The sequence below is a fragment of the Segeticoccus rhizosphaerae genome (assembly GCF_005222685.1).
GTDB lineage: Bacteria > Actinomycetota > Actinomycetes > Actinomycetales > Dermatophilaceae > Segeticoccus > Segeticoccus rhizosphaerae.
Genome location: NZ_SWMA01000029.1, coordinates 37,455 through 47,783, shown reverse-complemented (window position 1 = coordinate 47,783; position 10,329 = coordinate 37,455). Strand labels below are relative to the sequence as shown.

At 70.5% G+C, this 10,329-nt stretch carries 12 protein-coding genes and 1 tRNA gene; 4 read left to right on the top strand and 9 right to left on the bottom strand.

Annotated elements, in window-relative coordinates:
- The 5 genes from FCN22_RS21660 to FCN22_RS16530 all read right to left on the bottom strand — a co-directional run.
- Positions 1-213 (bottom strand): hypothetical protein (locus tag FCN22_RS21660; protein ID WP_162308237.1); only part of this gene is annotated, 213 nt, incomplete at its 3' end.
- Between the two features lie 274 nt (positions 214-487).
- The gene (mshC, locus tag FCN22_RS16545; RefSeq protein WP_137122669.1) at positions 488-1,756 is read right to left on the bottom strand and encodes a cysteine--1-D-myo-inosityl 2-amino-2-deoxy-alpha-D-glucopyranoside ligase; all 1,269 of its coding nucleotides are present in this window, start codon (positions 1,754-1,756) and stop codon (positions 488-490) included.
- Between the two features lie 35 nt (positions 1,757-1,791).
- Positions 1,792-2,565, bottom strand: a complete 774-nt coding sequence (locus FCN22_RS16540) for an Rv2133c family protein (RefSeq protein ID WP_238384795.1) — start codon at positions 2,563-2,565, stop codon at positions 1,792-1,794.
- Positions 2,566-2,600: 35 nt separating this feature from the next.
- Entirely contained in the window at positions 2,601-3,158 is a 558-nt protein-coding gene (locus FCN22_RS16535) for an Rv2134c family protein (RefSeq protein WP_137122667.1), read from the bottom strand.
- 97 nt (positions 3,159-3,255) lie between these two features.
- Positions 3,256-3,957 (bottom strand): Rv2135c family putative phosphatase, encoded by a 702-nt coding sequence (locus FCN22_RS16530; RefSeq protein WP_137122666.1) that lies wholly within the window; start codon positions 3,955-3,957, stop codon positions 3,256-3,258.
- A gap of 61 nt (positions 3,958-4,018) precedes the next feature.
- Between FCN22_RS16530 and corA the strand changes: the two genes are divergently transcribed.
- A complete protein-coding gene (gene corA / locus FCN22_RS16525; RefSeq protein ID WP_137122665.1) occupies positions 4,019-5,017 on the top strand; it encodes a magnesium/cobalt transporter CorA in 999 nt (332 codons plus the stop codon).
- Between the two features lie 31 nt (positions 5,018-5,048).
- Here the strand turns inward: corA and FCN22_RS16520 are convergent, their stop codons facing one another.
- Positions 5,049-5,900 (bottom strand): undecaprenyl-diphosphate phosphatase, encoded by an 852-nt coding sequence (locus FCN22_RS16520; protein ID WP_137122664.1) that lies wholly within the window; start codon positions 5,898-5,900, stop codon positions 5,049-5,051.
- 45 nt (positions 5,901-5,945) lie between these two features.
- A complete protein-coding gene (locus tag FCN22_RS16515) occupies positions 5,946-7,010 on the bottom strand; it encodes an LLM class F420-dependent oxidoreductase (protein WP_137122663.1) in 1,065 nt (354 codons plus the stop codon).
- A 63-nt stretch (positions 7,011-7,073) separates the two neighbouring features.
- On the opposite strand from FCN22_RS16515, the gene FCN22_RS16510 reads away from it, so the two are divergent.
- A complete protein-coding gene (locus FCN22_RS16510) occupies positions 7,074-8,012 on the top strand; it encodes an aldo/keto reductase (protein WP_137122662.1) in 939 nt (312 codons plus the stop codon).
- Positions 8,013-8,082: 70 nt separating this feature from the next.
- Here the strand turns inward: FCN22_RS16510 and FCN22_RS16505 are convergent, their stop codons facing one another.
- On the bottom strand, positions 8,083-8,421 hold the full coding sequence (locus FCN22_RS16505; protein ID WP_137122661.1) for a hypothetical protein: 339 nt from the start codon (positions 8,419-8,421) through the stop codon (positions 8,083-8,085).
- Between the two features lie 38 nt (positions 8,422-8,459).
- Here FCN22_RS16505 and FCN22_RS16500 point away from each other — a divergent pair, with 38 nt between their 5' ends.
- Positions 8,460-8,645, top strand: coding sequence for a DUF5703 family protein (locus FCN22_RS16500; protein ID WP_202911634.1), 186 nt, complete (start codon positions 8,460-8,462; stop codon positions 8,643-8,645).
- Positions 8,646-8,654: 9 nt separating this feature from the next.
- On the opposite strand, the gene FCN22_RS16495 is transcribed toward FCN22_RS16500, so the two are convergent.
- Positions 8,655-10,004 (bottom strand): M20/M25/M40 family metallo-hydrolase, encoded by a 1,350-nt coding sequence (locus FCN22_RS16495; protein ID WP_137122659.1) that lies wholly within the window; start codon positions 10,002-10,004, stop codon positions 8,655-8,657.
- A 151-nt stretch (positions 10,005-10,155) separates the two neighbouring features.
- Here FCN22_RS16495 and FCN22_RS16490 point away from each other — a divergent pair.
- Positions 10,156-10,240, top strand: a tRNA-Leu gene (locus tag FCN22_RS16490).
- The last annotated feature ends 89 nt before the right edge of the window (positions 10,241-10,329 follow it).

The window sequence follows — 10,329 nt, the reverse complement described above, 5'->3', positions numbered from 1 at the left end:
CCACGCCCCCGACCCGGCGTCGCGGACCCGGCCGCGCGCGGCGAACTGCGCGATCCGCACCACCTGCACCGCCGCCAGCGCGTCCAACGCCTGCTGCGCCGCCGCCACCTCCCCCAACAACTCACCGGAGCTCTGGTGCACCGCCCCGGCCCGCGCCTGAGTGAACGCTTGCCCGGCCAGGCCGAACGCCTCACTCAACCGCTCGTCGTTCATGCGTTCTATCATACACCTGTTCGAGGTCTTCGGAAGGCGCTGTGCAAACTTCCTGGGCCGAATTATGTTGGCGTCAAACGCAATCGGCCACCAAGGCGAAGCCCGAGCACGCCGCCGAGGCAACGGCATACCGGTCCCTCGAGCGCTTCGCCGCCCCGCAGGAACGAGGCTAGTCGTGACCACCGACAGCGCCGGCCGGATCCAAATGGGCTCGACGCGGCCAGACATGCCGTGCCACCCGGCCCCCTGCCACACGCCGCGGGGATTCAGCGAGTCAGACGCGGATGCCGAGCAGGGCGTCGAGCGAGCGGCCCATCAGGCCCGGCGCCGACTCGGAGCGGTCCTCGTCGTCGCTCCCCCAGGCAAGGGTGCGTTCCACCCAGGCGTCGACCGCCTCGAGCGCCGAAGGACTGTCGAGGTCGTCGGCGAGGGCAGCTCGCACCTGCTCTATGGTCGGGCCGGCGTCGGGGGCTGCGACCACCGAAAGCGCCGAGCGCCACCGCTCGAGCCGGGTGGTCGCGACCTTGAGGTGGTCGTCGGTCCATTCCCACGGGGTGCGGTAGTGCTGCGCGAGCAGCGCGAGCCGAATGGCCATCGGATCGACGCCGGACTCCCGCAGCCGCGAGACGAGCACGAGGTTGCCCTTGGACTTGCTCATCTTCTCGCCCTCGAGACCGACCATCGCCTGGTGGACGTAGACCTGCGCGAAGGGTGCCTGCCCGGTCAGCGCCTCGCCCTGCACCGCGCTCATCTCGTGGTGCGGGAAGATCAGGTCGGAGCCGCCGCCCTGCACGTCGAAGCCGATCCCCAGGTGGTCGATCGCGATGGTGGTGCACTCGATGTGCCAGCCGGGGCGTCCCTGCCCGAGCTCGCCGCCGTCCCAGGAGGGTTCGCCCTCGCGGTGTGCCCGCCACAGCAGTGGGTCGAGCGCGTCCCGCTTGCCCGCGCGGTCGGGGTCCCCGCCGCGCTCGGCGTAGACCTCCATCATCTGGTCGCGGGTCCATCCCGATACGTCGCCGAAGGTCGGCTGGGCGGCCAGGTCGAGGTAGACGTCGTGCCCCTCGCCCCCCTCCTCGGCCGGCACCGGGAGACGGTATGCCGCGCCGCTCGCCACCATCTTCGTGACCGCCTCGACGTCCGACGGCACTCCCTCGACCGCGCCGACGTAGTGGTCCGGTGGGATGACGGCCAGTGCCGTCATGTCCTCACGGAACAACGCGATCTCGCGCTCGGCCAGGTCCTCCCAGTGCAGCCCGTCGCGCTCGGCGCGTTCGAGCAGCGGCTCGTCCACGTCGGTGACGTTCTGCACGTAGTCGACCTCGTGCCCGGCGTCCCGTAGCGCGCGCCCCAACAGGTCGAACGTGACGTAGGTGGCGGCGTGCCCGAGGTGCGTCGCGTCATACGGCGTGATGCCGCAGACGTAGAGGCGCGCCACGGGACCGGGGTTCAGCTCACGCACCTCCCCGGTCGCGGTGTCGTGCACGCGCACGGCGGGGCCGGAGCCCGGGACGGCAGGGAGGAACGGGGCGGGCCAGGCGATCACTTGCCGAGCCTATCCGCAGCCTTCGAGGGCGAACGTCACCAGGGCGGCCATGGAATCGCCGGCCCCTCGTCGCGTGGGCGGGGGAACCGCCCCGAGTCCAGCAGCGCGACCACCCGGTGGCGCAGCGCGGCGACCTCGTCGGCCAGCAGCAGCGACGTCAGCTGTCGGGACAGCTCCGAGTCAGTGTCGCTGAGGGCCTGGTGCACCGACTCGAGCCGGGCGAGGTCGGACTCCGGGAGGGAGCGACCGGCCCATCCCCACAGCAGGGTGCGCAGCTTGGGTTCGGAGTGGAAGGTCACACCGTGGTCGAAGCCCCACAGGTGCCCTGCCGCGTCGAGCAGCAGGTGCGAGCCCTTGCGGTCGGCGTTGTTCACCACCGCGTCGAAGACCGCGGCCGAGGCCAGGTCGGGTCGGTCGGCGTGCGCGACCACGACCGGCTCCCCAGCCGGCCCCTGCGCATCGAGCACCGGGAGCCAGCCGTCCGCGACCTCGTCGGGGGGCAAGATCGCCAGCAGCGCGGCGTCGGCCTCGCCCTCGGTCGCGACCGGACTCTCGATCCACTGCTGGAACGAGCCGTGGCCGGCCGGACCCTCTCGGAGGATCGTCGGCGGCACGAGGCCCCACCCCCCCGCCTCCGAGACCGCGTAGGCCGCGACCTCGCGGTGGGCCAGCGTGCCGTCGGGGAAGTCCCAGAGCGGACGTTCGGTCACGGCGGGCTTGTAGATGGCGCGGGTCTGCGCATCCGACAGGTGGAGCACGGTGCGCAGCGCCCGGTTGGACGACTCGAGCAGCCGACCCTCGACCTCGATGGCACCGACCGCCAGCAGCCGCAGTATGTCGCTGCTCAGCGCTTGTACCCGTTGGCGCGGGGGCAGACGTGACCGGTCGGGTCCAGCGGGCCACCGCAGAAGGGACAGTCAGGGCGGCCCGCCTTGACGGTGCGCTGGCAGCGTCCGGCGAAGGACCTGGCCTCCTGCGGACCGATCACGACCCGCAGGATCGTCTGGTCTTCGGGCACCTCGACGACGGTGACCTCCTCCTCGCCGGGCACGGCCTCGACCTCAACCTCACCGTCATGGCACTCGATCACCACGACGGAGCGCTCGGCGTCCCAGGCCAGGCTCATGCTGCCGACCCGGAACTCGTCCTCGATCGGGGTGTCCAGCGGCTCGTTGTCGGGCTCGTCCGCCGCTGTCGCGGCCGGGGGTGCGTCCTCGGTCGCGGCGACCTGGTCCAGCAGGTCGTCGAGCCGGTCGGCCAGCACACTCACCTGCTCCTTCTCCAGCGACACGCTGGTCAACCGGCGGCCGCTGCGGGCCTGCAGGAAGAAGGTGCGCTGCCCGGGCGGGCCCACGGTGCCCGCGACGAACCGCTCGGGTGGGTCGAACTCGATCACCGGCATGGCTCGACTCTAATGAGTTGGCCGGGCAATCCACCACCGGGCCGCCACCTCGGAGTTCCGCGCCGGGTGCGCGAGCGGCAGCCGGGACGGCCGCTGGTCAGGAGGAACCGCCGCCAACGGGCGCGTCGCCCGCCCCGACCTCCGGTGCGTCCTTCGGCTGCAGCCAGGCGAGGTCGGATCCACCGTCGTTCAGCAGCGCGAGGAACGGCCGGCGGGCGGTGTAGCGGATCACGGTCAGCGAAGCCGGCCCCACGACGATCCGCTGGAAGTGGTCGAAGTGCGCCCCCACCGCGTCGTTGACGACCGCCTTGATGACGTCACCGTGCGAGACGAGCGCCCACAGCGCGTCGGGCCCGTGCTCGGCCTCGACCTCAGCATCGAGCCGCCGGACCGCCGCCAGGGCCCTCGCCTGCATCCCTGACAACGACTCCGCCGCGAAGTCGTCGCTCTCGGGAAACCGGGCCGCACTGGGGTGGTCCTGCACGGTGCGCCAGAGCGGTTCGTCGGCCAGGTCCTTGATCGCGCGACCGGTCCACGCGCCATACCGGCACTCCCCCAGCTCCTCGACGACGCCCGGTTCGAGGTTGAGAGGCTTGGCCAGGACCTCGGCGCTCTCCCGGCACCGTTGCAGCGGGCTGGTCACGAGCCGGCGCACCGGAAGTCCGTCGAGGCGGTCGGCGAGCGCGCGCACCTGGGTGCGGCCCTCCTCGTCGAGCGCGACCCCCTCGGTCCATCCGGCGAGGGTTCCACCGGCATTGGCAGCGGTGCGTCCGTGTCGGATGAGCAGGGCGGTCGGCACGGGCGCCACTCTACGCGGCGAGGTGCGTGCACAAACGGCGTGGCCGTGGTGCGATGTGCACGTGATCGTCGACCAGGCCGTCTACCGGGGAGCCCGGCGTATGCCGTGTGGTGACCTCAGCACGGAGCTGGACGGGCTGCGCGCCGGCCACGAGGGTTTCATCTGGATCGGCCTGAAGGACCCGACCGACGAGGAGTTCGCGCTCGTCAACGACGAGCTGCAGCTGCACCCGCTCGCCGTGGAGGACGCGGTCAAGGGCAACCAGCGCCCCAAGATCGACGTCTACGAGAACAGCATGTTCGTGGTCCTGAAGACGCTGGCCTACGTCGAGCGGACCTCGGACGTCGAGACCGGTGAGGTGATGATCTTCGTCGGTGACCACTTCGTCGTGACGGTCCGCCGCGGAGAGGCCAACCCGCTGTCCGGTGTGCGCGCCGATCTCGAGCACACACCCTCTCACCTCGAGCACGGCCCGGTCTCGGTGATGTACTCGGTCATGGACGCCATCGTCGACGGCTACGTCAGCATCGACGCCGAGCTGCAGGACGACTTGGACAACATCGAGCGCGACGTCTTCTCGTCCGACCGCAACGTCACTGCCTCGGAGATCTACCTGCTCAAGCGCGAGGTGCTCGAGACGCGACGGGCCGCGGTCCCGCTCGCGGAGCCGCTGCGCCGGATCGTCGAGGGAGACCTGCCCAGCATCCCCGCCGAGGCGCGGCCCTTCTTCCGCGACATCGCCGACCACGTGCTGCGCGTGGTCGACCACGTCGAGTCCTACGACCGGTTGCTGACGGACGTGCTCAACGCCCACCTGGCGCAGATCTCCGTGCAGCAGAACAACGACATGCGCAAGATCTCGGCCTGGGTGGCGATCGCCGCCGTCCCGACCATGATCGCCGGCATCTACGGCATGAACTTCGACAACATGCCCGAGCTGCACCTCAGCATCCGGATGGGCGGGTCGGAGTTCTACTACGGCTACTTCGTGGTGCTCCTCGTGATGGCGGGGTTCTGCGTGTCCCTGTACCGCGCCTTCAAACGCTCCGGCTGGCTGTGACGGGCCACTTCCCGAGCAGTGAGACCCCCGCTCAGGTGGCGCTCATCCAGCCGGCCCCGAGGACCACGAGCAGCACGACACCCAAGGTGACCCGGTACCAGACGAACGTCGTGATCGAGTGGTTCCCGACGAACTTGATCAGCCAGGCGATCGAGGCGTAGGCGACCACGAACGCCACCACGATGCCCAGTGCCATCTGGCCCCAGCCCACCACGTCCGGGTGGAGGTCCTTCAGCTCGTAGAGGCCGGCGGCGGTCAGGGCGGGGATGGCCATGAAGAACGACAGCCGGGTGGCCGTGACCCGGTCGATGCCGCGGAACAGTCCGGCCGAGATGGTCGCGCCCGAGCGGGAGATGCCGGGGATGAGCGACAGACACTGGATCAGGCCGATGATCAGCCCGTCCTTGATCGTGACCCGGCCCTCACCGCGCTGCAGCCCCCGACCGCGCAGCACGTCGTGCCGGCGTTCGGAGGCCCACATGACGGCACTCCACGCGATCAGCGCCACTGCCACGACCCACAGGCTGCGCAGTCCACCGGTGATCAGGTCCTTGGCGAGGAACCCGACGATCCCCACCGGGATCGAGCCGGCGATGACGGCCCACGCCAGCGGGTAGTCAGGGTGCGACCGCCGCTCCTCGTGCAGGAGCCCACCGGCCCACGCCGTCACCAGTCGGGCGATGTCCTTGGCGAAGTAGAGGAAGGTCGCCGCGATGGCACCGAGCTGGATCACCGCCGTGTATGCCGTGACCGCCGGGTCGTCGACGGTGAGCCCGAGGAGCTTCTCCGCGATGGTCAGGTGGCCGGTCGAGGAGACGGGGAGGAACTCGGTGAGTCCTTCCACGACCCCCAGCACGAGCGAGTCGACATAGCTCAGGTCCACAGGTGATCTTTCGGGTCAGGGCAGGTGCCGGGTCGGTGCGGCCGGTCAGTCGCGAAGGCCAGTCTCTTCCATCAGGTCACCCAACGTCCGCAGGACATGCAGACGTTCCGGGAGGGACGCGGCATACGGCGAGACGCTGAGCGTCGTGACGCCGGCCTCGGCATAGCGGGCGAGCCGGTCCTTGATCCGGTCGCGGGGACCGATCAGCGCGGTCTGGTCGATCAGCTCGAGCGGCACGGCGGCTGCGGCGTCACGGTGCTGCCGGGCCAGGTAGAGGTCCTGCACCTGCTGCGCCGCCTCCTCGAAGCCCATCCGGCGGGCGAGGGCGTTGTAGAAGTTCTTCTCCCGGGAGCCCATGCCGCCGACGTAGAGCGCGGTGTAGCCGCGCAGCGGCGCCGCAGCGCGCTCGAGGTCATCGTCGATGACCACCGGCACGGTGGGGACGACGTCGTACCCGGCCAGGGGGGCGTCCGGCTCGCCCCGACCGGCCCGGCGACGCCCGGCTGTCACGGCGTCGAGCAGCTCGACCGAGCGCTCGGGGTTGAAGAAGATGGCCAGCCAGCCGTCTGCGATCTCTCCGGCCAGCTCGAGGTTCTTGGGTCCGACGGCGGCGAGGTAGAGCGGGATGTGGGAGCGCACCGGGTGCACGGTCAGCTTCAGCGCCTTGCCGGGGCCGTCCGGGAGCGGGAGGGTCCAGTGCTTGCCCTGGTACTGCACCTTCTCGCGTCGCAGGGCCTGCTGCACGATGTCGACGTACTCGCGAGTCCGTCCCAGCGGCGACCCGAACCGCACGCCGTGCCAGCCCTCGCTGACCTGTGGGCCGGACACGCCGAGGCCCAGCCGAAACCGACCGCCTGAGAGGGAATCGATCGTGGCAGCGGTCATCGCGGTCGTCGCGGGGGTGCGGGCCGGGATCTGCATGACCGCCGAGCCCAGGTCGATCTGCTTCGTGGTCGCACCCACCCATGACAGGACCGTGGGGGCGTCGGAGCCGTAGGCCTCCGCGGCCCAGACCACCGAGTAGCCGAGGCGGTCCGCCTCCTGCGCCAGGGCCAGGTTGTCCTGATCGTTGCCCGCGCCCCAGTAGCCGAGGTTCACACCGAGTTTCATGACCGTGAGGCTAGCGGCGGGGCCGGTGTCCGCGCCCACGCAGCCCCGCTACCGTACGGAGACATGCGCCACAGACGACTCGGACGTTCCGGCCTGCGGGTGTCCCGCACCGGGCTGGGCACGATGACGTGGGGCAGCAGCACCTCCCGCGAGGACGCCCGAGACCAGCTCGAGCTCTTCGCCGCGGCCGGCGGCAACCTCGTCGACACGGCACACGGCTACGGTAACGGCGCGGCCGAGGAGATCCTGGGTGAGCTGCTCGACGACGTGGCAGCTCGGGATGATCTGGTCCTGTGCAGCAAGGCCGGCATCTCCCGCTCCAGCGGCGAGCGGGTCGTGGACACCTCGCGGGGCACGTTGATGCGGCAGCTGGACACCTCTCTCCGGCGACTCGGCACCGACCATCTCGACCTGTGGCTCGTGCACACCTGGAGCGATGACGCCCCGTTGGAGGAGACGCTCTCCGCCCTGGAGTGGGCCGTGACCTCCGGCAGGGCGCGCTATGTCGGTGTCTCCAACTACTCGGGCTGGCAGGCGGCCCGCGCCAGCTCGCTCCTCGAGTCCGCCCGGGTGCCGCTGGTGGCGAACCAGGTGGAGTACTCCTTGCTGTGCAGGATCCCCGAGGACGAGCTCGTGCCCGCCGCGGGCGCACTCGGCTTCGGCCTGCTGGCGTGGTCGCCGCTCGGACGTGGCGTCCTCACCGGCAAGTACCGGCACGGCATACCGGCGCAGTCGAGGGCCGCATCGGCCGACTTTGCCGGTTTCGCCCAGCGCTACCTGGACGACGAGTCGGCCCAGGTCGTGGAGGCAGTGGCCACGGCCGCCCAGGGGTTGGGGTGCTCCGCGGCCGAGGTGGCCCTGGCGTGGGTGCGGGACCGCCCCGGCGTGGCGGCGCCGGTGCTCGGAGCGCGCACCGCTGCGCAGCTGCGCACCCTGGTCGGGGCAGAGGACCTCGAGCTGCCGAGAGAGATCGTCGAGGCTCTGGAGGACGTCTCGGACTGAGGGTCCGGCCGGGGCCCGGCCCTGCCGGGCCAGCGACGCTCTGGCGTTCCCGGCTCAGCCCCGCGGGGCGTCAGCTCCGCCGGGTGTCCACGTCGTAGTCGCTGTCGTCGAGGCCGAGGTAGACGCCGTCGTCGTCCTCGTCGTCGTCCTCCAGCTCGTCATCATCCCCGTCGTCTCCGTCGTCCCCGTCGTCGTCATCATCGTCATCGTCGCTGTAGATCTCGAGCGGCGTGACCTCGCCGTAGGAGTCGAGCAGCGCGTCGTCGTAGGACTCGAACGCATCGGCCAGGTCCTGGTAGGCGGCCACGACCGAGGGGTCGTTCTCGCCTCTGCGGGAAGCAGCGGCTTCGAGGTGGCGCTCGAGGGCGGCGACGAGGGAGGCCAGCGCGGCACGCGGATCGGCGGTCATGGCACGACGTTAGCCGTTCTTGCGTCAGAATGGTGCTGATGGTCGAGTACGAGTACCGCGTCCTGCACTTCCCCCGTGACGCGTCCCGAGGGGACGTGCGCCGGGTCCTGACCGAGCACGCCGAGTACGGCCACTGGGAGCTGTCCCGCATGCGCCTCTACTGGGGCGGCGCGCGCAAGGCCTGGATCCGGCGCAAGATCATCCGGGTGCGGCGCACCGCGTAGCTCCACCGGTCAGCAGGTGGCGATCAACCGGCCCAACACCCGCGTCCCGAACTCGAGTGCTGCCACCGGCACCCGCTCGTCGATGCCATGGAACATCGGCGCGAAGTCGAGGTCGGCCGGAAGCTGAAGCGGGGCGAAGCCGTAGCCGGTGATCCCCAGCTGCGCGAGGGCCTTGTTGTCGGTGCCCCCGGACAGGCAGTAGGGCAGCACCCGCGCGTCCGGGTCCTCGGCGAGCAGCGCCGCCTTCATCCGGTCGACGAGCGCCCCCTCGAAAGGCGCCTCGAGCGCGATGTCCCGGTGGTACACCTCGACCTCGACCAGGTCGCCGGCGAGCGCACGGATCGTGGCCAGCAGCTCGTCCTCGTGGCCGGGCAGGAACCGGCAGTCCAGCGAGGCCGATGCGGTCTGTGGGATCACGTTGTGCTTGTAGCCGCTGTCGAGCATGGTGAAGTTCGCGGTGTCCTGCAGCGTGCCCTCCACGAAGCCCCTCGCTCCGCCCAGGTGGGCGAGCAGGTCGTCAGCGTCCTCGTCGGTGTATGCCGTGCCGGACAGGTCACTCACGCCGTCCAGCAGCTGCCGCACCGAGGCGAGGTAGTGCCGCGGCCACGGGTGGGCGTCGATGCGGGCGATGGCCTCCGCGAGCCGAGCGATCGCGTTCTCGTTGTTGGGGACCGAGCCGTGACCGGCGCGTCCGTGCGCGTGCAGGCGCAGCCACATGATGCCCTTCTCCGCTGTCTGCAGGAGGTAGGCGCGGGTCGGTTCGCCCGTCTCGGCCGCAGGGAAGGTGATGCTGTAGCCGCCCACCTCGCTGATCGCCTCGGTGACTCCCTCGAACAGCTCCGGACGGTGGTCGGTGAGCCAGTGGCTGCCGTAGACGCCGCCCGCCTCCTCGTCGGCGAGGAAGGCGAAGACGAGGTCGCGCGGTGGCCTCGTGCCGGTCCGGGCGAGGTGGCGCAGATTGGCCAGGATCATCGCGTCCATGTTCTTCATGTCGACCGCGCCGCGGCCCCAGACGCAGCCGTCCCTGATCTCTGCCGAGAACGGGTCCACCTGCCAGTCCACCGCGTTGGCCGGCACCACGTCGAGGTGGCCGTGGATGGCCAGTCCCGGGCGGGAGCTGTCCTCCCCCTCCACCCGCACGACCACGCTCGCGCGACCAGGTTCGCTCTCGACATACGTGGGGTCCAGGCCGACTTCGGTGAGCCGGCCCATGACGTACTCGGCGGCCTCCCGCTCGCCAGGCCCGCTGCCGTCCCCGTAGTTGCTCGTGTCGATCCTGATGAGCTCCTGGCAGAGGCGGGTCACCTCGCTCTCAGGGGCGATGTCGGTGGTGGCTGGGCGATCCGCGGTGTGGGTCATGCCCAGCACCATAGTTGGGGTCGCCGCCGGCCACGAGGGCCACGCGTGGTCCCGGTCTCGACCACCGTTCGGCGAGTTCTGATCTGTGCCACCTGCGTGTTAGAGTTTCGCCGCGTTGCGGGTGCTCCCACAGCACCTGCACGAGCACCTTGTCCGGGTGGCGGAATGGCAGACGCGCTAGCTTGAGGTGCTAGTGCCCTTTATCGGGCGTGGGGGTTCAAGTCCCCCTCCGGACACACCCAGCGCCCCGAGTCTTTGCAGGTCAGAGGCTTGGGGCGCTTCCGTTTGCCCTGACAAAGCTGGCCCGTGATACCGGCGTGATACC